This window comes from Dulcicalothrix desertica PCC 7102 (genome assembly GCF_003991905.1).
GTDB classification, from domain to species: Bacteria; Cyanobacteriota; Cyanobacteriia; order Cyanobacteriales; family Nostocaceae; genus Dulcicalothrix; species Dulcicalothrix desertica.
The window spans coordinates 344,297-369,084 of sequence record NZ_RSCL01000003.1; the positions used below are offsets into that span (position 1 = coordinate 344,297).

General features: G+C 39.1%; 38 protein-coding genes. 23 read left to right on the forward strand and 15 right to left on the reverse strand.

Annotated elements, in window-relative coordinates; all coding sequences use genetic code 11:
* Nucleotide 1: 1 nt before the first annotated feature.
* From DSM106972_RS08200 to DSM106972_RS08220, 5 genes are read right to left on the reverse strand one after another with little or no spacing between them, the layout of a single operon-like run.
* The gene (locus DSM106972_RS08200; RefSeq protein WP_127080231.1) at nt 2–328 is read right to left on the reverse strand and encodes a hypothetical protein; all 327 of its coding nucleotides are present in this window, start codon (nt 326–328) and stop codon (nt 2–4) included.
* On the reverse strand, nt 328–897 hold the full coding sequence (locus DSM106972_RS08205) for a hypothetical protein (RefSeq protein WP_127080232.1): 570 nt from the start codon (nt 895–897) through the stop codon (nt 328–330). Before DSM106972_RS08205 ends, DSM106972_RS08200 begins: the two co-directional genes overlap by 1 nt.
* A 1-nt stretch (nt 898) precedes the next feature.
* On the reverse strand, nt 899–1,348 hold the full coding sequence (locus DSM106972_RS08210) for a hypothetical protein (protein ID WP_145837742.1): 450 nt from the start codon (nt 1,346–1,348) through the stop codon (nt 899–901).
* A 12-nt stretch (nt 1,349–1,360) separates the two neighbouring features.
* Nucleotides 1,361–2,131: a hypothetical protein gene (locus DSM106972_RS08215; RefSeq protein ID WP_127080234.1), complete on the reverse strand. Its 771-nt coding sequence runs from the start codon at nt 2,129–2,131 to the stop codon at nt 1,361–1,363.
* Nucleotides 2,132–2,133: 2 nt separating this feature from the next.
* Nucleotides 2,134–2,466: a hypothetical protein gene (locus tag DSM106972_RS08220; protein WP_127080235.1), complete on the reverse strand. Its 333-nt coding sequence runs from the start codon at nt 2,464–2,466 to the stop codon at nt 2,134–2,136.
* Between the two features lie 215 nt (nt 2,467–2,681).
* On the opposite strand from DSM106972_RS08220, the gene DSM106972_RS08225 reads away from it, so the two are divergent.
* The 4 genes from DSM106972_RS08225 to DSM106972_RS51260 are packed head-to-tail and all read left to right on the forward strand — an operon-like array spanning nt 2,682 to nt 4,145.
* Nucleotides 2,682–3,272: a tyrosine-type recombinase/integrase gene (locus DSM106972_RS08225; RefSeq protein ID WP_127080236.1), complete on the forward strand. Its 591-nt coding sequence runs from the start codon at nt 2,682–2,684 to the stop codon at nt 3,270–3,272.
* Between the two features lie 11 nt (nt 3,273–3,283).
* Nucleotides 3,284–3,796 carry an N-acetylmuramoyl-L-alanine amidase gene (locus DSM106972_RS08230; protein ID WP_127080237.1) on the forward strand — a complete coding sequence of 171 codons (513 nt, stop codon included), beginning with the start codon at nt 3,284–3,286 and terminating at the stop codon, nt 3,794–3,796.
* Complete coding sequence (locus DSM106972_RS08235; protein ID WP_127080238.1) at nt 3,793–3,990, forward strand: hypothetical protein; 198 nt, start codon at nt 3,793–3,795, stop codon at nt 3,988–3,990. Before DSM106972_RS08230 ends, DSM106972_RS08235 begins: the two co-directional genes overlap by 4 nt.
* A complete protein-coding gene (locus DSM106972_RS51260) occupies nt 3,987–4,145 on the forward strand; it encodes a hypothetical protein (RefSeq protein ID WP_158632780.1) in 159 nt (52 codons plus the stop codon). The genes DSM106972_RS08235 and DSM106972_RS51260 overlap by 4 nt, the downstream gene beginning before the upstream one ends.
* A 53-nt stretch (nt 4,146–4,198) precedes the next feature.
* Here the strand turns inward: DSM106972_RS51260 and DSM106972_RS08240 are convergent, their stop codons facing one another.
* The 6 genes from DSM106972_RS08240 to DSM106972_RS51265 all read right to left on the reverse strand — a co-directional run bounded on the left by DSM106972_RS08240 (nt 4,199) and on the right by DSM106972_RS51265 (nt 7,145).
* Complete coding sequence (locus tag DSM106972_RS08240; protein ID WP_127080239.1) at nt 4,199–4,993, reverse strand: hypothetical protein; 795 nt, start codon at nt 4,991–4,993, stop codon at nt 4,199–4,201.
* Nucleotides 4,986–5,189, reverse strand: coding sequence for a hypothetical protein (locus tag DSM106972_RS08245; protein ID WP_127080240.1), 204 nt, complete (start codon nt 5,187–5,189; stop codon nt 4,986–4,988). The genes DSM106972_RS08240 and DSM106972_RS08245 overlap by 8 nt, the downstream gene beginning before the upstream one ends.
* Before the next feature lie 34 nt (nt 5,190–5,223).
* On the reverse strand, nt 5,224–5,985 hold the full coding sequence (locus DSM106972_RS08250) for a hypothetical protein (RefSeq protein ID WP_127080241.1): 762 nt from the start codon (nt 5,983–5,985) through the stop codon (nt 5,224–5,226).
* A gap of 169 nt (nt 5,986–6,154) precedes the next feature.
* A complete protein-coding gene (locus DSM106972_RS08255; RefSeq protein ID WP_127080242.1) occupies nt 6,155–6,445 on the reverse strand; it encodes a hypothetical protein in 291 nt (96 codons plus the stop codon).
* A 27-nt stretch (nt 6,446–6,472) separates the two neighbouring features.
* Nucleotides 6,473–6,658: a hypothetical protein gene (locus tag DSM106972_RS08260; RefSeq protein ID WP_127080243.1), complete on the reverse strand. Its 186-nt coding sequence runs from the start codon at nt 6,656–6,658 to the stop codon at nt 6,473–6,475.
* 142 nt (nt 6,659–6,800) lie between these two features.
* Entirely contained in the window at nt 6,801–7,145 is a 345-nt protein-coding gene (locus tag DSM106972_RS51265; protein ID WP_158632781.1) for a hypothetical protein, read from the reverse strand.
* A gap of 581 nt (nt 7,146–7,726) precedes the next feature.
* Here DSM106972_RS51265 and DSM106972_RS08270 point away from each other — a divergent pair.
* From DSM106972_RS08270 to DSM106972_RS08315, 10 genes are all read left to right on the forward strand, one after another.
* Complete coding sequence (locus DSM106972_RS08270; RefSeq protein ID WP_127080245.1) at nt 7,727–7,930, forward strand: hypothetical protein; 204 nt, start codon at nt 7,727–7,729, stop codon at nt 7,928–7,930.
* 106 nt (nt 7,931–8,036) lie between these two features.
* Nucleotides 8,037–8,273: a hypothetical protein gene (locus DSM106972_RS08275; protein WP_127080246.1), complete on the forward strand. Its 237-nt coding sequence runs from the start codon at nt 8,037–8,039 to the stop codon at nt 8,271–8,273.
* Nucleotides 8,274–8,307: 34 nt separating this feature from the next.
* Nucleotides 8,308–8,580 (forward strand): hypothetical protein, encoded by a 273-nt coding sequence (locus DSM106972_RS08280; protein WP_127080247.1) that lies wholly within the window; start codon nt 8,308–8,310, stop codon nt 8,578–8,580.
* Nucleotides 8,581–8,582: 2 nt separating this feature from the next.
* Nucleotides 8,583–8,873 carry a hypothetical protein gene (locus DSM106972_RS08285; protein ID WP_127080248.1) on the forward strand — a complete coding sequence of 97 codons (291 nt, stop codon included), beginning with the start codon at nt 8,583–8,585 and terminating at the stop codon, nt 8,871–8,873.
* A gap of 7 nt (nt 8,874–8,880) precedes the next feature.
* A complete protein-coding gene (locus tag DSM106972_RS08290; protein ID WP_127080249.1) occupies nt 8,881–9,096 on the forward strand; it encodes a hypothetical protein in 216 nt (71 codons plus the stop codon).
* Nucleotides 9,080–9,304, forward strand: coding sequence for a hypothetical protein (locus tag DSM106972_RS08295; RefSeq protein ID WP_127080250.1), 225 nt, complete (start codon nt 9,080–9,082; stop codon nt 9,302–9,304). The genes DSM106972_RS08290 and DSM106972_RS08295 overlap by 17 nt, the downstream gene beginning before the upstream one ends.
* A gap of 265 nt (nt 9,305–9,569) precedes the next feature.
* Entirely contained in the window at nt 9,570–10,985 is a 1,416-nt protein-coding gene (locus tag DSM106972_RS08300; protein ID WP_186538894.1) for an IS110 family transposase, read from the forward strand.
* Nucleotides 10,986–11,207: 222 nt separating this feature from the next.
* A complete protein-coding gene (locus DSM106972_RS08305; RefSeq protein ID WP_127080251.1) occupies nt 11,208–13,241 on the forward strand; it encodes an FAD-dependent oxidoreductase in 2,034 nt (677 codons plus the stop codon).
* 106 nt (nt 13,242–13,347) lie between these two features.
* Nucleotides 13,348–13,671 (forward strand): ATP-dependent Clp protease adapter ClpS, encoded by a 324-nt coding sequence (gene clpS / locus DSM106972_RS08310; RefSeq protein WP_026093452.1) that lies wholly within the window; start codon nt 13,348–13,350, stop codon nt 13,669–13,671.
* An 8-nt stretch (nt 13,672–13,679) separates the two neighbouring features.
* A complete protein-coding gene (locus tag DSM106972_RS08315) occupies nt 13,680–13,973 on the forward strand; it encodes a DUF2103 domain-containing protein (RefSeq protein WP_127080252.1) in 294 nt (97 codons plus the stop codon).
* 13 nt (nt 13,974–13,986) lie between these two features.
* Here the strand turns inward: DSM106972_RS08315 and DSM106972_RS08320 are convergent, their stop codons facing one another.
* Complete coding sequence (locus tag DSM106972_RS08320; protein WP_127080253.1) at nt 13,987–14,310, reverse strand: hypothetical protein; 324 nt, start codon at nt 14,308–14,310, stop codon at nt 13,987–13,989.
* Nucleotides 14,311–14,653: 343 nt separating this feature from the next.
* Between DSM106972_RS08320 and bcp the strand changes: the two genes are divergently transcribed.
* The 7 genes from bcp to DSM106972_RS08355 all read left to right on the forward strand — a co-directional run bounded on the left by bcp (nt 14,654) and on the right by DSM106972_RS08355 (nt 22,171).
* Nucleotides 14,654–15,133: a thioredoxin-dependent thiol peroxidase gene (gene bcp / locus DSM106972_RS08325; protein WP_127080254.1), complete on the forward strand. Its 480-nt coding sequence runs from the start codon at nt 14,654–14,656 to the stop codon at nt 15,131–15,133.
* A 3-nt stretch (nt 15,134–15,136) separates the two neighbouring features.
* Entirely contained in the window at nt 15,137–16,561 is a 1,425-nt protein-coding gene (locus tag DSM106972_RS08330; RefSeq protein ID WP_127080255.1) for an aldehyde dehydrogenase family protein, read from the forward strand.
* A gap of 227 nt (nt 16,562–16,788) precedes the next feature.
* A complete protein-coding gene (gene hisS / locus DSM106972_RS08335) occupies nt 16,789–18,183 on the forward strand; it encodes a histidine--tRNA ligase (protein WP_127080256.1) in 1,395 nt (464 codons plus the stop codon).
* 234 nt (nt 18,184–18,417) lie between these two features.
* Nucleotides 18,418–18,558: a hypothetical protein gene (locus DSM106972_RS53240; RefSeq protein ID WP_233787737.1), complete on the forward strand. Its 141-nt coding sequence runs from the start codon at nt 18,418–18,420 to the stop codon at nt 18,556–18,558.
* Between the two features lie 130 nt (nt 18,559–18,688).
* Nucleotides 18,689–18,961 (forward strand): hypothetical protein, encoded by a 273-nt coding sequence (locus DSM106972_RS08345; RefSeq protein ID WP_127080257.1) that lies wholly within the window; start codon nt 18,689–18,691, stop codon nt 18,959–18,961.
* A gap of 350 nt (nt 18,962–19,311) precedes the next feature.
* Nucleotides 19,312–20,853, forward strand: coding sequence for a type I restriction-modification system subunit M (locus DSM106972_RS08350; RefSeq protein ID WP_127080258.1), 1,542 nt, complete (start codon nt 19,312–19,314; stop codon nt 20,851–20,853).
* Entirely contained in the window at nt 20,843–22,171 is a 1,329-nt protein-coding gene (locus DSM106972_RS08355) for a restriction endonuclease subunit S (RefSeq protein WP_127080259.1), read from the forward strand. Before DSM106972_RS08350 ends, DSM106972_RS08355 begins: the two co-directional genes overlap by 11 nt.
* A 109-nt stretch (nt 22,172–22,280) precedes the next feature.
* Here the strand turns inward: DSM106972_RS08355 and DSM106972_RS08360 are convergent, their stop codons facing one another.
* Both DSM106972_RS08360 and DSM106972_RS08365 read right to left on the reverse strand, forming a co-directional pair.
* Nucleotides 22,281–22,562 carry a hypothetical protein gene (locus tag DSM106972_RS08360; RefSeq protein ID WP_127080260.1) on the reverse strand — a complete coding sequence of 94 codons (282 nt, stop codon included), beginning with the start codon at nt 22,560–22,562 and terminating at the stop codon, nt 22,281–22,283.
* A gap of 17 nt (nt 22,563–22,579) precedes the next feature.
* Complete coding sequence (locus tag DSM106972_RS08365) at nt 22,580–23,158, reverse strand: hypothetical protein (protein WP_127080261.1); 579 nt, start codon at nt 23,156–23,158, stop codon at nt 22,580–22,582.
* A gap of 183 nt (nt 23,159–23,341) precedes the next feature.
* Here DSM106972_RS08365 and DSM106972_RS52135 point away from each other — a divergent pair, with 183 nt between their 5' ends.
* Together DSM106972_RS52135 and DSM106972_RS08370 are read left to right on the forward strand one after the other, a co-directional pair.
* Nucleotides 23,342–23,587, forward strand: coding sequence for a hypothetical protein (locus tag DSM106972_RS52135; protein WP_170213557.1), 246 nt, complete (start codon nt 23,342–23,344; stop codon nt 23,585–23,587).
* Nucleotides 23,588–23,758: 171 nt separating this feature from the next.
* Nucleotides 23,759–24,073 carry a hypothetical protein gene (locus DSM106972_RS08370; protein WP_170213562.1) on the forward strand — a complete coding sequence of 105 codons (315 nt, stop codon included), beginning with the start codon at nt 23,759–23,761 and terminating at the stop codon, nt 24,071–24,073.
* Nucleotides 24,074–24,152: 79 nt separating this feature from the next.
* Here the strand turns inward: DSM106972_RS08370 and DSM106972_RS08375 are convergent, their stop codons facing one another.
* Nucleotides 24,153–24,779 (reverse strand): hypothetical protein, encoded by a 627-nt coding sequence (locus DSM106972_RS08375; RefSeq protein ID WP_127080263.1) that lies wholly within the window; start codon nt 24,777–24,779, stop codon nt 24,153–24,155.
* Nucleotides 24,780–24,788: the final 9 nt, after the last annotated feature.

The following is a 24,788-nucleotide window of genomic DNA, read 5'->3' on the forward strand; positions in this document are numbered from 1 at the left end:
TTTAAATACTAAAGTCTAGGTTTACAAATTTATTCATAACTTCTAAAAAAGGTTTGAAATTAACAAGAGCTTCAGCTATATCTGTAGTCGTTTTATAATGGTTCTCTTCCTGTTGTTTTAAAGAATTAAAATCACGCTCTAATTTAGCCAATCGCCTTAATATATCAGCTAAGTTATCCCCTTTCCCCTCTTCCTGTTTGGTTTTATCTTTGCAGCATTTCAACGCATCATTGGTTTTATCATCAAGATTTTTTAGCTTATCTTTGAAACCGTCAATTTTTCCGCTTAAATCTCGCAACGCCTTATCTATATCTTTACATTCAGCCATTACTTTATTTTGTTAGATAGGTTTTTAATTCTTTGAGAAGTTCCTTGACAAGAAATGCAGCAATAACCGGGATAAGTGTTACTTTTGCATTCAATTTCACCACTTGCACAATTGCCGCACTGAACAGAATAAATTAACGGACATTGTCCTTGGTCTTGGAAAATAATTAAATCTTGATGTCTTATTATTATCGAACATCTAACTTTACCTTGTTGGTCAATAGGACATTTTTTAGTTGCGTCAATAGTTAACGTCTGAGGGTCGATTTCAACTGAGCTTTGAAAGGAAGTCTCACCGCAATTTTTCCATTTAATTGAATTATACAAGATTCCATCTATTTCTTCTTTAAATACTTTATAATCCAAAACTGTTGCTTCTACAAACCTAGAATTATTAGGTGAATAAAATGTAATAGTGAACCCTTCAGCCTGGTAACTGTCACTTCCCTCTATCGGTGTTTCTTTTGTTTCTATGGTTATTGGAGATTTTGGAGATTTGAATTTTTTCTCTACACCATTAAAGCTATATTTTACTATTGGTTTATCCCCTTCTGAGCAGTAAGTAATCATATTAGTAGTTATTTGGATTTACTATATTATTTAATTGTTGTATTTCGTATGTATCAAGTACTGTCAAATTGTCTAGTAGTTCAAGTTCGTAATAAGTTTTGATTTTTGTGGCATTAATGGCACTTCCCCACAAAGATAAATTTACTCTACTTATTGAATTGTTTAGATAAAGCAAGCGGAGTAACAAAGCAACCAGTAAACTTTCTGCTGTGTTATTAGTAGATACGCTTAAATTAGTAAGGCTAGTTTTATCAATAAACAATTGAGTAGATGATTGATAAGCCTTTAATCCGAATAGTACTTGTAAGTTAGTTAAACTCGTTTTGTGTTTAGAATTGGCATACTTTAATCCATTTAAAGAAACACTTCCTAATCTTGGAGAAGGGGAAGAAAGAAGAGAGGTATTAGTAAATATTCTCGCTCCTCTTACTGTTGGTGATTGATAAAGCATCAAAGTTTCAAGTTATTGGATTCTAAAAATCAAACCATTAGCAGTGTTTACAGCGAGTAAATATCTTTGTGTATTGTTATTGAATGACAAAGTATCGTAACGTATTGCTCCGTTACCTGCTGCGGTTCCAATATCATCTGAGGTTTTAGCACTGATACCAGAGTTGCTATTATTTAAAAGTACCAATCCTGCCAGTGAATCTCTCGATAAGCCTGGATTGCTATTCGATAAAAAAGCACTAGTAAGTGCTGTATTATCAGCATTCCCATATGGGTTAGCACTGCTACCTCTAAAATTCAAACCCGTAATCGTACTAAAAAAATATCCATAACTCCAGGTGTCTAAATTCCACCACGTTGGTCTATTCGCAGGAATTAAAATTCCAAGTGGTATAAATGCAGTCCCTTGAGAAAGAAAAATAAATCTTCCCTCGCTAGCACAATTTAAAGAGACAAAGTTTATAGGTAAAGAAGCACTCAACGCTGTAGGAGCAAATTCTGCACTACTATCAGTCATTGCTTTAGTGGTAGTGTTCCAGTCCGTACCTATTAAACAAGCAATAACCAAAGTATTGGAGATTCTTACTCTTAAAAAGTTTCTACCTTTATTTCTTGCAGTCTCTGTATCGAACCTATAAACTAATATTCGGTCGGTTCCACTTGTGTAATCATCAGTAGGAGTGCTAAAACCAGCGTTAATAAATGCTGTTTTCAATGCATCTGCTAATGTACTTTGAGTAATTGTTGGGCTTAAGCTAGAATCTATTCTTGTTGCAATAGCCATTTTTAATAATTATCTGGGTCAATAGTTGTAGCTGTATCTAAAGTTTGCAGTTCGACTGTATACGTTACCTGTCGATAATTCGCATCGTTCCTACTAATAATGGATGGAGTTGTGCCAGCACTGATAACAACCTGAATATCTGGGTTAGTTTCTTGCTTAGTTTCGTTTAGTTCAATTGCAGCTAACAGCAGAATTGCAACCTTTAATGATTCTGCTGTATTGTCAGCTAAAGGTGTTAAACCTACCAAGGCTAAGTCGCTTTTAGAAATTGTGAGGAAACTAGCATCCTGAGTTGCATTGGCGCCGAATACCTGAGCTAATGTTGGTTCTGCCATTTGTCAAGAGATTTTTAAAATATTTACTAATCTCTTTTGTAAGCATTTATAAGTAAAAGCGTAAAGTGCCTCTTTTATGTAAATCCGGAACTATACCGAAGGCACGAAAGTATTGCAGCAAATAGAATGTAACCATTCATGCTAAAAATTGAAAAAAAACAGTACTGGAAAAACCTTTTTAAATGGTTAATCCGGTACTTTTCAAAATCCCTATTATGAAGAATAACCGCTATGGGCAATCAGCAATTTTATCTGACTCTGAATATTCCAAAATCAGACGCGAAATTAGAAGTAGTAAATATAAACTGCTTTTAGATTTGGCTTGGTACACTGGCGAACGTTGGGGCGCCTTAGTTCAACTTAAGTATGAGGATGTTTATCAACCAAACGGTAAACCGCTCGATACTATTACGTTTCGTGCCAACACACGCAAAGCTCGACCGGACGGGAAACGTGAAACCAGGCAAGTGCCTGTACATCGTAATTTGTTCGACTCACTCAAAGAATATAAGCCTGATACCCTTTTCAGCCCTGAAAGCTACTTATTTCCAGGTCAAAAAGCAGGTACTCATATCGAGTTGAGGTTTGCTGATAAGATTTTACGCGCTGCTGTTGAACGTGCAGGGCTGGAGCATCAGGGCATTAGCACCCATAGCACCCGCCGGTCATTTATCACGAAGCTGCACGAGAAGGGGACAGATATTTACGTGATTCAGCAAATCACTGGTCACAAAGATTTGAAAGCGCTATCGCGGTACATCGAGGTACGAGCTGACCGTATCGCTGGCGCCATTGCTTTACTATAGGAATTTAAAAAATGACAACATATGCAATTGATTTAGGGCACGGGTGCAATTTCGATGGTGGCGCCGTTGGTATTCTCAAAGAAGAGAATGTAATTAATGTAGTTGGTAGGTTAGTTATAAATAAACTGCTGCAACTTGGGCACGAAGTGATTGAAGTACGTCCAGTAACTGCCAACAGCACCAGACACTCACTTCAGCAAAGGTGTAATACTGCAAATGCTTTTAAAGCTGATGTGTTTGTGTCGATACATGCCAACAAGCATAAAGGTCAAGCGCATGGTACAGAAGTTTTTGCCATCAGTACTAAAGGTAGGGCATTAGCTGCTAAAGTTTTGCGGAATATCTGCTCATTGGGTTTCTTTAGCCGGGGGGTGAAAAATGGTTCTCACCTGTTTGTCCTCAAAAACACCGCGATGGTAGCGATTTTAATTGAGTTGTTTTTTCTTGATTCCACAAAGGACGTAGCCCTATACAATGCCGAAAAATTGGCCACTGCAATTGTTGAGGGGTTAACCGCCGCATGACACTAATACCGACGCACTTGATTGACTCGCTTATCGACATTAACAACAAAGTGCTTAATCACAAAATCATTGACCCCCATCAATTAGCAGCGGCACTTGAAGAGGTTGCCGAAAATGCTTGGCAGGAAGTTGAAAAACGTGCTTTACTGCAAACCGCTTACGATGTGGCGCCATCGCTCCGGATTGACCCATGAAAAGTAAAAACGCTCCAATTTGGTTGGTATTTATGGCATGTGTTGGCGCCGCAGTAGTGGCAATTCTTGATGCACACTACCGCGAAGCATTTATGCAGCTAACACAATCAATCGTTGTTGGCTTTTGGGGTTACATGCAGGCGCCTAAAGAATAAAACCTTGTAACAGCAAGTATTACAAGGTTTTAAATTCATCAGAAAACAAGAATCTAGTTTTTGATTTCTGGTTTTAAATAGTCGATTATTTCTCCAGGCAGTTTGCCAGTACTAATTAATTGCAAGACTTCATGGCGCCTCTCCTTTGCAACGTTTGAGTTTACCGAACCAATATGTATCCGATTAATTTTTCTTCCCTGCATCCAGCAGTAACGATAGTATTTGTACTTTTTAGCTGCACGTTCAACCCAATAGGGTTCGACCCAATGAGTTACTTGTTTTTGACCTGGTTTTTGATTACTTGTGCAGCCATTTACAAGATTTTGCGGTAACTGCTGTAGTTGCTCCCGAACAGCCGTGTTTAATAGTGATGAGGTTGTATGCGCTACCTTAGAGCTACTGTTATTAGTGTGTTCGGGGGCAACCTGTAATGATTGCTCTGTCTGCCCCCGAACACCCGTGTTTAATAATTGTGATGTCGTATAAGTTACATCACTGCTATTATTATCGATGTGTTCGGGAGCAGTTTTTTGAGGAGCATTTATTACCTGCTCCCGAACACTCTCCCACGTAGACCAGGCTTTCTCGAATTCTTCAATACTATTAAAGTCGTCCGGTTCGGGTGGTTCCTTCAAATCGTCGTAAAAAATAGTAAGTTGATCACCCTCAGCTTTAAATGATGTTCCCCCAAAATCGTCAGGGTTCCATTTCTCCTCTATGTGTTCGGGGGCAATTTCTTTAGTTATCTCATCCCAATAAGGCTCATGTTTAGGAGTTGGGAGTTGAGAAAAAGAAGGGTGAGGGGTAAACAATGCTAGCTGCTCGTAACAAGCCTCATAACTACTCATCGCGTCCCCCTCTGTGAAATGGTACTACTTCGTGAGTCACGTAGCTAGACATTTCTCGCATTGCTTCTGACCATGCTAAGGCGACGGTTGGGGGAAGTTGCTGTAAATCACACTCGGATATAAACCTGCGCTTAATCCAGTTTTTAAACAGTAACAATTGCCCTTTATCTATGAAGGAACTTTTGGAATAATTCATGGTATTGATAACTAGGTTTTTTGTTTTACACCCTTTATTGGGTGTTTTTTATTGGATACATTTGCTCATCAATGTAAATGTCGGTGTACGTATCAAAGGTTGAAATTACACCCATGTTTTCAAGTATCCATTGATTCTCTAATTCCTCCCAGTAACGATGTCTTAAACACTGTACAAGCCATCCTATCCTTCTCGCGATGACTTTCTTTTTACATTGAAATTTAAGTAACTCAAGAGCCATCTGTACTTCCTCTATCGAATAGCGATAAATATCACAGATTTCGGGAAGTTCTAAACCAGCTTCAAAGTTAACTAAATCTCTAATTTCATCCTTGGTTTCTTTGGATACCTCCTCTAAAGTCGGCAAAGAGTAAGACTGCTGCTGTGAAAGGGGGTTCGCAAAGTTTGTAGAGCCGTCCCCATTTTCGGGCTGTAAATTGGAACTATTTGTATTGTTTTGGAATGATTGTTTTCTAGGTGGTTTCAAGCAATCGAGTGGTCTAATTAGCAACTTAAACACATGCCAACTGTACTGTTTTACGATTTTTATTACTTCCAGTTTTTCAAGTTTGGCGAACACTTGTTTAAGATGCCTGTTACAATACGGCTCGCCTCTTCTCTTTCCAACTAGCTGGTTAAAATCAATCAAATCGATTTCTATTTCCTTACCAGCTTCGTTATTATTGGTTAGCCAGTACCATAATTGTTGTGCAGCACACTTAATTCCTAATTTGAGACAGAATGCTTCATGTTCTTCCGTCCATTGATTGATGTTATTTTTGGCTGTTTTGTGCATAATAAAAGTACAAGTTTTATAAAATCGTTTAACCATTAAAGCTGTTAGCCCTTCGGAAAATGCTTTTTTGGTTCTTTTTTATATGTGATAGTGTTTTTGTGTTGTTCATCACCTCTTTTTCTCTCCCTCGCTGCGAGTGCGAGGGATTTTGTTAACTGTGATTGGTAATTTAGTACCTATCTCGCTCTAAATCCCAAATCACTTTTTCTACGTGCCATTTAGCATTACGACCTGGATATCTTTGACGGGATAACCTAAGTAATCGCTTTGCTGCGGCGCCATCTCCTCTTAGTAAAGTTAATAGTTTGTCTTCAAGTTGGTATACGTCATCTCCATAGCGTCGTTTACGTTTTCGTGGTTGAAATTGATACAACTTTTCAAGGGAAGGAGCTAACAATCTAATTAGCTGGAGAGATAGCGAAATAATGCTGAGAACAATCAGTAAACCTGTTATTTCCATGATGGTATTTGGTAGATGTTTGTACTATTACTCGGTAATGCCGTTAATAACTTTCTCCAAATACCAGGTTTCTGAGTAACCTGGATTACGCTTTTTCTCTCGTTCAATCAGTTGATTTGCTCTTGGTGTGTCCTCTCCAAGTAAGGTTAATAAGTGGCTGTGCAGTTCCCGATATATAAAAGGGCAGTAAGCGGAACCCTGTAAAATGTTCATAGGATTGATGAATTTGATAGTGTCTCAATCCCAAAATGCAGGACTTTACCCTGATAGGTCATCGGGAAAGTCCGCATTTTTTGAACTACGAGTTTTCCCTTATACAAAAAATAAAGCCGCTCTATCCGTAGATAGAACAGCTTTATATGGTTTCTTCAGATGTTGCGCGAAGTTGCTTGGACAGTTCTTTCAGTTCCTTGAGGTACCCTTGGCGATCAGCTATTCGCTCCTCAGCGTCCGCTATTTCTTTAGTCACTTTAGAAATTAGCTGATCGACAATTCCCCCAAGAGTCGCTTGTCCACATTCGTTAAAGATATTTCCCCACGACCTATCATCTCTATGAGTTGAGAGCGACTCACTCCCAGCTTTGACGCTTGCTCGTCCAGTCCCTGTACCCCCGTCTGAGTTAGTCCCAAGCTGTACTGCTTCTTCGTTTCCCCGTGTTCCCGGTGCTTCGATTTGGGCTTCGGCATCTGTAACAACCATAATGTACTTCTTATATAAGATAACAAGATTCTGTACAAAAAATATTGTATAAGATGCTAGACTAAATTGCAAATCTTATATAAGATATAGAAGTTGATTAAAAGCTCCCTCCTCACACATATATGTGACTGTCGTGTCACCCGTGAGGACACCCATATAAACCGGAGCGCGAACCTCCACTACTTGTGGAGAAACACCCTTAACTAATTCGATATCTCAGCTAGCACGCTAGTTGTAGACTTTTGCGCCAAAATTTCTGGCGCCAATGCGCTTCAAATTCGGCGCCAATTTCCAAAAATGTTGTTTCGTTGGAGGTACATCAAACTAAAAACCTAATACACTTCTCAAACCTCAAATTTGTACATGCTTTGTCAGTAGTACACTCTCTACTACTGGCTTACCTAAAGTCACGAAAAGTGCAAGGAGTGACTTTGTGTGTTTTGTATATCTTAAAAACTAGGGGTTAAGCCTATTGAAGTAAACACTTGTCATTGATCAAAACCTACTCTCCCAACTGCGCTTCTACCGTGTAACGGCACTGCGTAGGAGCGCTTACTTGTCCAAAAAACCTTATTCTAATTATGACAACAAAAGTTAAGCAAGAAGTAATCAAACCTTGGGCTGTTTATTACCTAACAAACCAAGGAGCAGGGACGTATGCGTGTTTTGCACGATTTGCTACCCGTGGAGATGCCGAAGTTTGTCTTTTCAGCGCGCGTAAATCACTACCTAAAAACTTTAACCCTACTCTCGTGTATGAGCATCCTACTGACCTAATTGGTTAGTTAGTATAAAGCTGCACTTTTGGTGGAAGTGCAGTTAGCGAAAATCATCACGTGCATCTACATTTCGTCCCTAAGTTATAACTCATGCAATACAAAACTGTCAGGTATGAACCAAGAAAACGATGAACTTACACTTTCTTCTTACACTATCGCAAGCTATATTTTAGGATTTGACTTTGCTTGCGAAACTTTATGTACTCAAACTGGTATCCCTAAAGAAAAATGGGCTGAATGGATTAGTACACAAATAGAAAACACTTTTAAAGATGCAAAACAGGAGGATATAAACAAAGTTATTTACGGAGCCATCGATGCTCAAAATGAATCAGAATCAGAAGAATAAGTTACTCAGTTAACTCGTAATTAGGAGGTATTTTGTGCCAAAACCACCAATACAACAAGCTAAAGAAAACATTTTAAGAATACTCAGGAATGCAGCCCCAGAGGTTGAAGAAATTGTTTATCCTTGCTTACCTCAAGACATGGCTGATTATCGAAGTGCGCTTGATTTGGTTGAAGTGCAGCAAGAATTTAACCGTCGGAAAGTCAAGGCAACACTGGAGTTATACAAAGAAACATCACCACCTCAAATTGTAGTTGCAACTCTTGATGACATAGCCAGTGGTAAACTTGATGAGTACATGAGGTAGCAATGTTTGGTTTTGATGGCAATACAAAAGGGCTAGAAGCAATTTTAAGAGAGTACACGAACGGACGAGAAACAATTACCCATAAGGAGATAAGAGCTTATGCTCGATGTTTACTAAAAATTCTTCCAGAAATACGCATAGTTGACCGACATAAGCCAAAAGTAGAAATATTACTTACAGCATTAAGCGCTTCTGGCTTACCTCATTACGACCGTATTACTTTAGCAAAGCGAATTTTACAATTATTGGAGTACAGCAACAAGCCAGAAGATAATACAAGCGATATTTTTTAATTTGAGTATGGATAAAAAAGAATTTAAAGCAGGTTATCACTGGTGTCACGTGTGCCACAATTACACCTTTCATGATTGGTGTATTCCTGTTGATATACAGTTTTTTGAAACTTGTCCAGATAACACACCTATTCCTGATGAGGTATTTGTGTGTTTAAGATGTAACGACACAGAAGGGTACGATGAATCTAATTACGACGGTGCTTATGAACCAGGAAATTGAAAAAATTCTTGTTAGTAAAGAGAGAATTACTATTAACTCTTTAGTAATTTGGAGTGCTTGTAACATAATTGCCAATAATAGCCCGTTATCGGTAGGGGAAATTTCAGACCAACTTGCAGACTGGGCAAAAAATTATTACCTAACGCTTGCACCTGCTGAAAGAGAAAGTTTTATATCTAGGTTTTATCCGCCTGATGAGGCTACGTAACCCCGTAACCGAAACACTACTATCTTTTAGTCGTGTCGCGGATTGGGTCCAAACCAGTCTTGCACCCAAAAATTGGAGGGATGCGGCGTTATGAGGGAAATGCGCTTTTAGCGTTATAAGGTTCAAGCGCAGCCCCTCAAACTTTTAGGGTACCCAGTGCGTTGAGAACTGAATCGCGCCTGCTGTTTATGCGAGGCGTTAGGGTGATTCGTGCGCTTTTATCTGGGTTATTTAACGTAAACACTTCTCATTGACCGTCTGAACCATGACAATCGAATTAAAAGTATTAGGGGTTGACGTTTCTAAAAGTAGCGTTACAACTCACTTGATGGACTGCTATCCAACAGGTGGATTACGTTCTTACTGGGAAAAAACAAGGAATAAAAGTAGCATTTTATATCCTACCTTTTTTTCTAATCCTGACGCCAGAAAGAAACAAAAAAGCGCTTATGACTTTGCTGATTACCTCAAGGAAATTAAACCAGATGTAGCTGTAATTGAACCGACTGGCAATCATTACAGCCGGATATGGGCATCGATTTTAACTGCACTTGGTATTAAGACGCTTTGGGTCGGTCACATTGAATTAAGGCGTTACCGAGGTAGCAAACACTTACCTAACAAAAGTGACCCTGCTGACGCTTTGGCTATGGCTGCATATCCCCATGATACTGACCATAAACATGAAAATGGCGAATTAAATATGCGGTACTTTCTAATACATAGACCGGAATATATAGACCGCATTAGAGAGTTATGTCAGCAATTAGAACATTTGAACCGGGTACAGTCGCCAATTATTAATTACGCACGCCAATTACTCGCTTGGCAGTTCCCAGAAGTAGCCCATCGTAAGTCAGTATCAACGCGGCCAGGAGCGGCACCTCCATTATGGAGTTGGCTTGCTCAACGCAGCGATATTGCTCCTGCTAGCAAAACCCGACTTAAAAACCTTTACGAAAAGTCTATTGCTGTAACTTATGGTATAAAAATAGACTCAACATTGAGGCAACATGCTGAATGGTTATGTGATGTCTCTCTTAACGAACAAGCAATTGAAGCCGAACTGATGACGCTTGTGTGTTTAGATGAGTTCAAATTGTATAACAAAGTGTTTGATAAATTTGGCTTTGGTTTACGGGTAAGAGCGCGCTTACTATCACGAATTTACCCATTTGAGGCTTTTCTAACCAATGGTAAACAACTAATTGAGTATGAAGTTAAGGAAGTTAAGAAGGTAGAGAAAGCGCGCGTCAACGGTAAAACAGTTGTTAAGCGTAGTCCTGGTGATACGAAAAGAGTCAAACGCAACCGCTCACGGGATGCATTCAAAATGAGGCTAGGCATGGGTACGGTACTGGAACAATCAGGGGATGAGTTAGTGGAAAAAAATAGTGGTTCGGCACTGTGTCGTATGTCACTGTGGCAGTACGTATTATGCCAGGTTGAAACTGGGCGCCTACCCATCAACAACGTTACTGAAAAATTGCTTGATGCTTCTCTAAAGCTTAAAAACATAACTACGGAGCAAGGAAAAAAGTTACTCAACGGTAAGCATATGCAGAGCAAATTAATGTCAAAAGTAATACATCTCTTGTTTCAGGAGTTACTACATGAACATTCAAATGCTCAAATTATCGAGCCTAACCAAGAAACTAATGTTTCAACGCAAACCACTTAAGGCGCCACTAATTTATATTTGGTGGAGACGTTACACACCATCAGAGTTCATCTGTATCTCTGATGCTTAAGGTGCCACTACACACGTAGAGAAAATGATACTTAATAATTTAATCCCCCAACCCACGGGGGATTTTTTAGCATTTGGGGAAACTTGTTAGACTGAACCTTAATTGAATGCTACCTTCTTTGTTGTGAGTGAGAAGCAACAACTAGGGGTTATATGGATTGTATCAAAACTGTATCGCAGTTATCACTTGTTTGTTTAACGCTTGTTTCCAATATACTGGCGCCATTTTCAAGCATAGCGGCGCCTCCTCGCAATCCAGATAGAACAGTAAACTGTGATATTTTGGTTGCTGGTGGGGGTCTTTCGGGAGCAGCGACAGCTTATGAAGCGTTACTTTTGGGAAAAACAGTATGTTTGACGGAAATTACCGACTGGTTGGGAGGTCAAATTTCTTCGCAGGGTACTTCTGCTTTAGATGAACGTCCTACGCAGCGAGCTAAACAATTTTACTCGCGCGGTTATTTAGATTTACGTAACCGTATTGAAAAACGTTACAAAGGGGATATTAACCCTGGTGACTGCTGGGTAAGTGATGCTTGTTTTTTACCTAAAGATGGACATGAACTTCTGACGGCAATGCTTAGAGATGCAGCATCGCGCGGTAGAGGTAAGCTGGAGTGGTTCCCAAATACAGTAATTAAAGAATTAGAAAAAAGTAGTGATGGTAAAATTATTGATAGTGTTTATGCTATTCAACATCAACCAGCTAAAGGCGCCCCACCTATAAATGCATCCACACTATCGCAGAATATTGAAGATGCATATAAGTACGAAAACTCCGCGCGTCTGACTAAAACTATTATTAGGTTCAACCCTAAACAAACCAAAATAGCTAATAATGCTCCCAGATGGTACGTTGTAGATACTACCGAAACAGGAGAACTAATTGGTCTTGCTGATGTTCCGTACCGTTTGGGTATTGACCCCCTATCTTATTTAGAACCTTCTTCTTCAAGTACGACCAACGACCAATACTGTACTCAAGGGTTTACTTATACCTTTGCAATGGAGTCAACTAAAGACGCACAACCGCAAACCAAACCGGCTTACTACGACCAATATGCACCATACTTTAGCTACGAATTAAAGCGACTAGCTGATTTTGATTTGGTGTTTACATATCGTCGCATTTGGAGTCCTGGTGAAGGCAAACCAAAAACATTCGGTGGTGTTAAATTTACAACTCCTACACCAAATGATATTTCGATGCAAAACTGGACTTGGGGTAATGACTACCGTCCAGGTACCGCAAAAGATAATTTAATTTATACAAAGTCACAGTTACAAGCGACCGGGCAGCTAAACCCAGGTGGTTGGATGGGTGGACTGCGAACTGAGGCATTGAGTAAAGGTGAGGAAAAGGCTTTTTCTTATTATTATTGGCTAGTAGCGGGTACTACCGACTCTCAACTTGGTGATGGTGTAAAAGTCCCAGTACCTAACAACCGCTTTTTATCAGGTTTTAATTCCCCTATGGGAACCGCGCATGGGTTATCCAAATATCCTTACATGCGGGAAGGGAGACGAATTATTGGGCGCCCTTCTTGGGGACAACCGGAAGGTTTTACAATTGCGGAAATAGATATATCACGACGCGACTATAGTGAAGAATACTATCGTACAACATTGCCTGCTGATATGTACCGGAGGTTACGCGCGGCACTGGCAGGGTTAGAAGCAGCATCGGTACTATCTGGAAAAGTTGACCCAAATAAAGCCATGCGGAGAACTCGTTCTACGGTATTCCCTGACTCTATAGGTATAGGACATTACGCCATAGACTTTCACCCATGTATGGAAAAAAGCCCACCAGAAGCTCCAGGCAACCGCGAACGTCCCGGAGAAAGACGAGGCGCCGGACAAGCATATCCATTCCAAATAGCACTGCGGGCAATGATACCTCAAAAAATCGATAACTTAATAGTCGGTGGTAAAAGTATTGCTACAAGCCATATAGCTGCTGCTGCCTATAGAGTACACTCATTTGAATGGTCAGCAGGCGCCGCCGCAGGAACCGTGGTAGCATTTTCGTTAAAAAACGGAATAGCACCTTATCAAATGGTCGATGACCTACCAAGAGCAGAACCACAACTATTACAGCTACAACAGATGTTAAAACGAAACGGCAACCCCACCGCTTTCCCCGACACATCAATATTTAACCAAAACTGGCAAGACTGGAAATAATCTCTTGTGGGATGGGCATCCTTGCCCGTCCCATAGTCCAGGAATGAACTAAACTAGTTATTTGTAGTTGTAAATTTGGAAAACACCAAAAGGCAAAATTTTACTTATGGTTACAAGACTCTTCTCGGTTTACGGCATGGCGCCTGCACCTACTGTAACTCCTGAAAGGTCTAGTCAAGTCGTTAGCAAACCTTATCCGAACTATAAAGTAATTGTTTTAAACGATGACTTTAACACCTTTCAGCATGTAGCTGAATGTTTGATGAAATACATTCCTGGTATGACTGGTGATCTTGCTTGGGACTTAACGAACCAAGTACATTACGAAGGTCTTGCCACAGTTTGGACTGGTCCCTTAGAACAAGCAGAACTATACCACCAGCAATTACGTCGTGCTGGTTTAACAATGGCGCCCTTAGAAGCAGCTTAAATAAAACAATGGAAAAACCCTCCCCTGGCAGACTAGTCTGGAACCACTCTACCCATATACCGGGACTAATACCAATATTAGAACGTCTATGTAAACAAGACGGTATTGTTACCGTTACTCCGGGTGTCATTGGACGTTCTAAAGGTCACTGCCCTAGTCTGCAAATACGTATCTCAGTGCCGATACGGGGAGGTTTTAAAACCATTGCCCGTCAAGGGAAAACCGTACAAGAAGTATTTATTTTAACCGAGCTAGAAAAAGAACAGTTAGAGAGCGCAATCGCTATAGCAATGAGAAAGTAGTAATTACTATTAATTACTCTTCAACTTCTTCGTGGACTGCAAATTTGTGTAGCGGTAAACTTACAATGCACGAAAATGTTAAGAAATATGACAAAGCTGTTGTAATTTTTAGTGTCGTAGTTACATTTTCCCAGTCAGGAAGAACAAGCTTTTGAATACCGAAAGCTATGCAGTATACTAGCCAATAAGTAAAGCTCATTCTAAACAAGATTCGCTCGGTTTCTATCGCTTCGTTCTCTTCTGGCTTCACGTTCCAAAGTAGCGCTAATCCTGCGACACAAGCTATAAAAGACAGTGCAACAACAAACTCATGGCAAAGTAAACTTGATAAACACATTTTTACTTATCCTAATTTTTCTGATTTTTTATCAGTCTATAGGATGATAGTTTCAAACACCAAAAAATAGTTACAAACTGCAATATTTAGTTAAATAACTATAAATATCCCTAATAAAATAATTCACCATTCGTCAAGCTTATAAGAAAGACCTTCACATTAATTAACTTGGCAGCGGATACAACGGATGTAACGGATGAGAAACCGGGAATATGAGTCGATAACCTGTGATAGAAACGAAGATTTTGTCTAGAAACCCGGTTTCTTTGGATGAATCTGTTACCAACAAAGACTTATTATATAGAATCAACCATCCGTTACATCCGTTCATCATCCGTTGCCAATGAGTGATATTCTTCAACCTGGACAAAACGCTCCCTCATTCTCGGCGCCAAATCAAAATGGCGAAACAGTCAGTCTCAGTGATTTTGAAGGTAAATGGCTGGTAATATACTTTTATCCAAAGGACGACACACCTGGTTGCACTACCGAAGCTAAAGATTTTAGTGCTTACGTTGACGACTTTAGTAAGTTGGGAGCATCGATAATAGGGGTTAGTACCGACTCTCAGAAGTCTCACTGTAAGTTCATCGATAAACATAATTTGACTATTACGCTACTAAGTGACCCAGAACATCAAGTAGCTGATGCTTTTAGTGTATGGCGCCTGAAAAAGTTTATGGGTAAAGAATACATGGGTATTGAGCGCTCAACGTTCATAGTATCTCCCGACCAGAAAATTGCTTATACTTGGACAAAAGTTAAAACTAAAGACCATGCACAAACAGTTCTTACGCGCCTTCAGGCTTTAGTTAATCAGTAATTAATGGAAAAATCAATCGAAGTTCGTAACCCCAGGACAGGGAAATTTGACTACGTAATAATACCGCCTCCTCAGAAGCTTTTGGCACAACAATGTCAACGAATGCGGAGGGCACAAGTGCGTTGGTTTACTCTGGGAATAGAAGGACGAATAGAGGCGTTACAAAGCTGGAAACAATATATTATCAAAGCACGTGAGAAGTTAATCGATGCTTTAATTGTTGACACTGGGCGATTATCTATGTCAGTGTTTGAGGTTGACTGGTTAATTGCTAGCATCGACCGTTGGTGTATGAAGGCGCCAAGATTATTGCGCGTAAATGAGTATGATACTTCGGTTAGCTACATTAACTTACAGCAAACAGCAGAACCATATCCTTTAGTAGGAGTTATTAGTCCGTGGAGTTTTCCATTACTGCTATCTACAGTTGATACTGTTCCTGCATTGCTAGCTGGATGTGCGGTTATTGTAAAACCCAGTGAAATTGCTCCCAGATTTATGGCGCCTTTGCAAGCTACACTCAATAACATTCCTCAACTACGCGATGTTCTTAGTTTTGTGGAAGGTGGCGAAGAAACTGGAGCTTTTTTGCTCGAATGCGTCGATGTGATATGTTTCACAGGTAATATAGAAACAGGACGAAGCGTATTTGAAACAGCAGCAGAACAATTTATTCCAGCTTATTTAGAGTTAGGTGGCAAAGATCCAGCAATAGTTTTAGAATCTGCCGATTTAGACTTAGCAACATCCGCGATATTATGGGGAGCAGTGGTTAACAGTGGACAATCATGTAACTCGATAGAACGAATTTATGTAGCTTCCTCAATCTTCGAGAAATTTTACCATCAACTCATAACCAAAGCGCATAAGCTGCAATTTGCATACCCAACGATTGAAAGTGGCGAACTTGGACCAATCATCGCCGCCAAACAAGCTATAATTATTTCCGAACATTTACAAGATGCAAAAGTTGCGGGAGCAGTAATTCATTGTGGTGGAATAGAAAACATTAATGGTGGTTGGTGGTGTCGTCCGACAGTATTAACAGAAGTTGACCACACAATGAAAGTAATGACCGAAGAAACCTTTGGACCAATCATGCCCGTAATGGCATTTAAAACTGTCTCTGAAGCGATAAACTTAGCAAACGACTCAATATATGGTAACGGCGCCGCAGTATTTGCACAAGAAGAACAAGAAGCTTCTTTAGTAGCACAGCATATACACACCAGCACAGTCAGTATAAACGATGCCAGCCTAGCCATAGCCATCCCCGAAGGAGAAACAAATGCATTTAAATTTTCAGGAATAGGAGAAAAACGTTTCGGCGCCGCCGGCTTAACAAGATTTTTATGTAAAAAAAACCTATTCATCAAAACCAAACCCATCCACAACCCCTGGTGGTTTAATAACCCAATGGACTCGTAACTGTTGAATTTCGATCCCCCCCAACCCCCCCTTAATAAGGGGGGGCTAAGAATAACCCTCTTGTCCCCCCCTTATTAAGGGGGGCTAGGGGGGATTATAATTTGTGACAAAACCCTAAAATTAATGACATAGACCACTAATGCTCCATGTCATAAAATTTGGCGAGTTGAATAAACGAACCGCAAAGGAAGACTTAAGAACAGATAACACTAATAACCTTATTTACCATGTCAAAATCAGAAAAAGTAAATTTCTCCACACCTAGCGGTTTCCCCGAATTCCTGCCCACAGAAAAACGGTTGGAAGTATATTTGCTTGATATAATTCGTCGAGTATACGAAAGCTACGGCTTTACACCAATTGAAACACCCGCTGTAGAACGGTTAGAAGTACTACAAGCCAAAGGCAACCAAGGCGACAACATCATCTACGGAATCTCCCCAATATTACCTCCCAACCGTCAAGAAGAAAAAGACAAAGCCGAAAAAGGCAGCGAAACAGGTTCAGAAGCGCGCGCGTTAAAATTTGACCAAACAGTACCCTTAGCTGCATACATCGCGCGTCACCTCAACGACCTAACGTTTCCCTTTGCACGCTACCAAATGGACTTAGTATTTCGCGGTGAACGTGCCAAAGATGGACGCTTTCGGTCATTTCGTCAATGCGATATCGATGTAGTCGGGCGCCGGGAATTAAGTTTACTGTATGATGCCCAAATGCCAGCAATTATCACAGAGATATTTGAGGCAATAAATATTGGTGATTTTCTAATTCGTATCAACAACCGTAAAATACTTACTGGATTTTTCCAATCAGTTGGAGTAGAAGCAAGTAAAATCAAAGCCTGTATCGGTATAATTGACAACTTGGAGAAGATAGGCGAAGCGAAAGTAAAGCAAGAATTAGATAAAGAAGGTATTGCCACTGAAGGTATTGATAAAATTATTGAGTTTATTAAAATTAAAGGTTCAGTCACAGAGATGCTTGATAAATTAAAGCATCTAAGTGACTCAATGCCTGAAGCAGAACAAGTTAAATTAGGTGTAACCGAACTAGAAACAGTTATTAATGGAGTTCGTAATTTAGGCGTCGCAGAAAATAGATATTGTATAGATTTATCAATCGCACGGGGATTAGATTACTATACAGGAACAGTTTACGAAACCAGTTTAATTGGACATGAAGCGCTAGGCAGTATTTGTTCCGGTGGTAGATATGAAGAATTAGTAGGGGTATTTCTAGGTGAGAAAATGCCAGGTGTTGGTATTTCCATAGGTTTAACTCGCTTAATAAGTCGTTTACTCAAAGCTGGTATTCTTTCACCCTTACCCGCAACACCTGCTCAAGTTATGGTAGTCAACATGCAGGATGATTTAATGCCTGTATATTTAGACGTATCACAGAAACTACGCAAAGCAGGACTTAATGTAATTACAAGTTTTGACCAGCAAAAGCTAGGTAAACAATTTCAATTGGCAGAAAAACAAGGAATTCAATTTTGTGTAATTATCGGTTCTGAAGAAGCGCAACAGCAAAAAGCTGCATTGAAGAACTTAAAGACGCGCGCACAAATAGATGTCGCAATTAATGAGCTAGCTGCTGAAATTCAAAAACAACTTTAGCTCAAGAAACCTGGTTTCTTCTCCACTGAACACCACAATCTTCACCATTACCAAAAGAAACCAGGTTTCTCACTGCAAACGAATAAACTGGCAACGGATACAACGGATGTAACGGATAAGTTATTTGTTACAAACAGATATTGGTTATTTAAGTTTTGTTTATGAAACTAGACAAAATCCATATCCAATAGATGAAGAATACTAAAATTTACCCGGTTAATGAGGGCTAGCTAAATGAGTCCATTATTTGAGAAAATCTGTAGTGAGATTGAGCAATTAACTCCAGAGGAGCAATTGACAGTGATGGGGTATTTGGTGGAGCGTGTCAAGAAACACGTAACCCAAACGCAATCAAAACCTAAATGGAGTGATTAAAAGGGTATGGCGCCTTATCCTCTTTTGGGTGAAGATGCTCAAGAATGGGTTTCGCAAACTCGACGGGAAGGTTCGGAGCATAGAGAACGGTTGTTGCAAGGCGAATAATGATTAAAAAAGGTAATTAAAAATGTCATCAGAAATTTATCAACCAACATCAAAACAACTAGAGCGCTGGGCAAAACGCGATGAACTTGATAAATACGCCTTTGCGGGTATAATGTCAGAGTCTGAGCAAGAACATCATGTTAAAAAATTTCTTGATAAAAACTATTACCATCATCATCTCGCTCAAGTTCGTGACAATAAACAAAAACTGCTAAAAGACCTTGAATATCTCGAACAACGCGAACAGCTACTGATAGAGCAAATCAATAAACAAGAACAATCTTCACAAAAATAGAGACTCACCCCTAGTATTAATACTTAGTAAATTTAAACAACTTTAAATCTCTTGTGGAACAGGCATCCCTGCCTGTTCTAATAATTACTGCCAAGAGAATTAGTGGTGTATATTTTTATCACAGAGGCACGTACAGATGCGTTCACGCAGTGTCCCGCAGGGAATTAATCGCGTCTGTACACAGAGGGACTTTGAGACAGGCGCCAATCTCCTAAAATTAATGATATAAAGCATTAAATGTGGGACGGGCAAGGATGCCCATTCCACAAAATGTTAATTTAATTTTTTGATATTACACCTGTTACACGGTGTAAGATATATTGCTTGTGCAAGACAAATCCTAAATCAATATGCCCCGAAAAATATTAAACGAAGAAATATTAACTCTTAATCTGACCTATACAGGGAAAATAACACAACAGCAATTAGAGAGACACCTCTGGGATGCTGCGGATATTTTGCGAGGAAAAATTGATTCGGGAGACTTCAAGCACTATATTTTCGGGCTATTGTTCTTTAAGCGGTTGTGTGATGTTTGGCAAGAGGAGTACGACGAGCGTCTCAAACTCTACCAAGATGAAGAACTCGCAAAAGACCCAGAAGAACACCGTTTTCACATACCACCAGGCGCCTTTTGGGATGATATACGCAAGTCATCTACAAATATAGGTGAGAGACTTAATATTGCTTTCCGGGCTATTGAAGATGCTAACACTCGCTTGCGGGGTGTATTTCAAGATGTAGATTTTAACAATAAAGAGCGTTTCCCAGATGCGGCATTAGAATTATTATTACAGCACTTTAGTAAATATAGGTTGCGGAATTGTGATGTTGAAGCAGATGTTTTAGGCGCCGCATATGAATATCTTATTGCTAAATTCGCCGATGATGCAGGAAAGAAGGGCGGTGAATTTTATACACCAAAAATGGTAACGCGCTTAATCGTCACATGCTTACAGCCAGATGAAGGAATGACTACCTATGACCCCACATGCGGAAGTGGAGGTATGTTATTAGAAGTAATAAATTACATTAAACGCCTAGGTAAAAACCCTAAATCATTACAACTGTATGGGCAGGAAATGAATCTCAACACCTGGGCAATATGTGAGATGAACCTATTCTTACATGATATAGATGATGCGTTTATAGTACGAGGTGACACCTTACGCGAACCCAAGCATTTAGCAGCAGAGGGAAGTAAAGTATTAAAGACATTTGACAGAGTATTAGCTAACCCTCCCTTCTCTTTAAAGAACTGGGGAGATGAAACTTGGAGCAAGGGAGATAAATTTAGCCGTGATACCTACGGATGTCCCCCAAAATCATATGGTGACTTAGCATTTGTGCAGCACATGATTGCTAGTTTAAACCCTACTGGTAAATTAGGGGTAGTGTTACCACACGGGATATTATTTAGAGGTGGCGCCGAAGCTAAAATTCGCCAAGGTATGCTAAAAGATGATTTGATAGAAGCAGTAATAGGACTGGCGCCAAACTTATTTTATGGCACAGGCATTCCCGCTTGCGTATTGATTATAAATAAAAACAAAGAAGTCACACGACAAGGTAAAGTATTATTTGTGAGCGGCGCCGAAGAGATGGTAGAAGGCAAAAATCAAAATATCCTCTCCGAAGCAAACGTCACACGACTAGCAAAAGCGTTCTTAGCATTTAATGATGAAGAACGGTTTGCGCGCGTAGTCGGGTTAGACGAAATAGCAAAGAATGACTTTAATCTTAATATTGCCCGGTATGTACAAACTAACGAGGAAGAAGAATTAATTGATGTAGCAGAGGAAGTAAGAGTGTTGAAGGAGCTAATGGAAGCGCGCGATAAAGCGGAAGCAACAATGTTAGGATTTTTGGAGGAACTGGGTTATGGTTCCTAATAAATCTTATCAAATGAATATTAATAATGTATCAAAAGAAGGTAATACTCGTTTCAAAAAAACTAAAATAGGGGAGATTCCAGTAGGTTGGGAGGTTGTTAACTACCAAGATATCTCGAAGCGGCTTACTTATGGGTTTACTAACCCAATGCCTACAACAGATAAGGGTCCTTGGATGGTTACGGCAACCAATATATCAGAAGGTCGTATTAACTATAATGAGACACGGCATACCTGTCAAAAAGCATTTGATGAGTTACTGACAGACAAAAGTCGTCCCTGTATTGGTGATGTACTCATTACAAAAGACGGTACCCTAGGCAGGGTAGCAATAGTTGACGTAGAAGGAATTTGTATAAATCAGTCTGTTGCTCTTATTCAACCAGATTACACACGTGTCTCTTCTGAGTTCCTAGCTTGGTCACTTCAATCACCACAAATGCAAAATCGGCTGATTGAAGATGCTGGCGGTTCAACAATTAAGCACATTTATATCACAAAACTTGCAACAACTCCTGTCGCACTTCCTCCCCTTCCTGAACAAAAGAAAATCACTGCTGTATTAAACAGTATGGATGAAGCTATCGCCAAGACCCAGGCAGTCACTGACCAAACCCGCAAAGTCAAGCAGGGACTACTCCAACAACTCCTCACGCGCGGTATTGGTCATACTAAGTTTAAAGATAGCGCGATTGGTAAAATTCCCGAAAATTGGAATGTTGTTGAGCTTAAGAAACTTTTATCTAAGGGAATTCAAAACGGCTACTCACCTATTTGTCCCAAAGAAGCAACTGGACATTGGATTCTTAGCTTGGGTGCGGTAAGTCCAGATGGATTTGATAAATCTTGTGTTAAACCTGCACCAATTAATGATTTAAAAGTATTTGAGTTTACTCTAGAACCTGGAGATTTTCTAATTAGTCGTTCAAACACTCGTGACCGTGTTGGTTTTTCAGCGCTTTTCAAAGGAGAAATAGATAATTGTTCTTATCCAGATTTGCTGATGCGTTTTCGTGTTAATAATAATTTGATATTAAATAACTTTTTGGAAATTTATCTTGCATCTTCAACTGCATTAGAATACTTACAAAATGCAGCAGCTGGTACAAGTGGTTCGATGGTAAAAATCACAAAAAGTATTGTAGAAAAATTACAAGTGCCTATACCACCGCTTTTGGAGCAAGAAGACATTTGTAAAACTATTCAACAAATTCAACAAGTGATTAAGCACGCTCATCAAGGTATTGAAAGACTGACAATTACAAAGAGCGGTTTAATGCAAGACCTTCTAACGGGTCATGTTCGTGTTTCTACGTGATTATACTAGTAAACTTGCATCAATAAAATGGAAAGGAAAAAATAAATATAAAGTCAAGTAGAGACACTTTAAAACTCTAGTATCTCTACAAACATTGCTAAACTGGCACCTATAACTTATTTTCTTTTCTACGTTTTCTGCGCTCCATTGCTTCAATTAATATTTCTTCATATTCTTCAGCCGATGCAACTTTTTTCAAAAGCTTCTCTTTGTAAGCACGTACTTCCTCAAGTCTCTTTTGAAAAAAGTTTGGGTCAAGCAATTCTTTAACATTTTTCCATTGTTGCTCTTCTGTCAAAATACCTGCAAATGCAGTTGAATCGAGTTCTTGAATTCGTTTCCATTTTGCTATTTGTTCTGGTGTTGGTTGATATTTTTGTGTTTCTGACATGTTTATATAATCCTCGATTAATCAAAAGGTTTTAATTCTCTGTTTTGCTCTTGAGTCAGAAGAAACATAGATGCTGTATTAGCTATAAGTATCATTTCTCCTGAACCATCAGTGTCAATAAACCCTATTTCTTGATAAAACTCTCTCGCGCTTGGAATTGCCATTAATTTTACTATACCACTAAATGCTGAAGCTTGGCTTTCACGTACTATTCCTTCGAGCAGTGATGTTGCTGCACCCTTCCTCTTTTCTACTTGTGGGTAGTCTATTGTGTTCCAGGGACTATTAGTCAGACTTTCTAGCTCTAAACAATCCAATCGTTCTCCATCAAAAATAATAGACGTTTCTTGAATTAGGCAAACAGCAGCTAACAAGTTTTGGTCATCTATTACGCCTCTAAAAGAATCGTCTCGATCAAATAGGTTACTTTCAATCTCTCTCGTTTTTGATATGCATTTAAAAAAATCAGTACCAAAAGCGTTTATTTCTTCACCCTGATAATATAAATTAAGATATTCATCAATTTTAGAAATCCAAGTTGATAAACCATCTCTAATCTCTCTTGTTGCACCCACAACAAATCTAAACTCGTTCATTATGTATACTTCCAACACATCACTTATTTTATTATAAAATAAAAATCAGATTTTAAACTTTAAAATTAATATTTTTATTAATAAGAATTGGCTGATTTTATATATTAGTTAACGATAGGTATGTAAATTTATATATGAACAAGTAAAATGGAACTAAAGTGCATTAAAATAAATTGAAAATTTATGAATACTGAACTTGTTGAATCATTGGCACAAGCTATTTTATCTCTTTCTGAGGATGAGCGCTCTCTTTTGTCAGCCAAACTGGGTATAGGAAATCAATTGACTGCTAACATAAAGCAAATAGAGCTAGAAGCTGATTTTACAAAACTTGCCAAACAATGGCGTGATGAAAATCATGGAGTATTTTCTACTAATCAAATATCAATGCATCGGACAATGGGAAAAACGCGACATGGTGAACGATGAGTTGTATCTCATAAATTCCAATGATGTCCAAGACAACTTGGATGATATGAGTGACGAGGAACCGGAAGAACCGGGAAGTAACCGTAACTAATTAACCTTATAGCCCCTAGCTTGCCTCTGGGGGCTATTCCTAATTTTAAATTATAAACATTTTTTACACAAGATAACATTATGTCAAATAATACATTAGTATATCCTGTTTACTATCGGTTAGTTGTCCGGCGCCATAAGACTTGGCATTTTACCAAAGGTGAACCGTTTATAAATTTGTTTAACGCTCCGTGGCTTGAGCAGGAAGATTTATTCTCAGCGTTCGATACTTCGATGAAGAAGGTAGCTAACCAACTACGGTTGATTAATAATGGCAAGGAAGGCTTTTACATAGCTGATATAAAAGACAAAAAATATTATTATTGTGGCACTGAGTGGAAAGATGTAAAAAATAAGCTACTAGAATTGGGAATTGGTAGAGATGACCCAATGTAGGGGCAGTTATACAATAATTTAATTAAATCTCTTTCTCTTGTGGAATGGGCATCCCTGCCCGTCCCATATTCAAAGCAGCTTACCCATTAATATTACTTAACTGCAGTTCGCATTCTTTGAAAATGTAATTAACGGCAGCAAACAAGCGCTCTAATTCTTGAATTGTATAGAAAGTTTTATTTTGGGTAAACAGATTTGAGTTGAGTTTGCGAAATTGCCAGATGGCGCCATTAGAAACGATACCAAATATATTTGGAATTACGTCTGGTTCAGTATTTAGCCTTTGTGCTGCTATCATTTCTGCTAAACATTGACCCCAACATAAAGTGAAGTCACTTTCTTTCTTGGCTTCAACAAGGACAATATATGGTTTGTCAAAAACTACTGTTCCAAGGGGTGAGCGTTTTGCCAATATATAGTCTGGGACACCACATAGTTTTTCGTCATACACTAATGTTTGGTGACTCCATAATAAGAATTTACTGCGGTACTGTTTCCATACCTCTCTTAGTACTGGGTAAATTATATTCTCACAAATAGCTATGTCGGAGTTATCATATACGCATTCGTTCAATGTTAATTCTAGTTCGTCTCTGAAGGTTTGGCTGATTGTAAACTCTGTTTCAATAATAAAGTCTTTTTTGACATATTTGATGATAAATTCTTTGGCTACATCGCTGATACTTTTATAACTGCTGGAGAGCATTTCTGATTT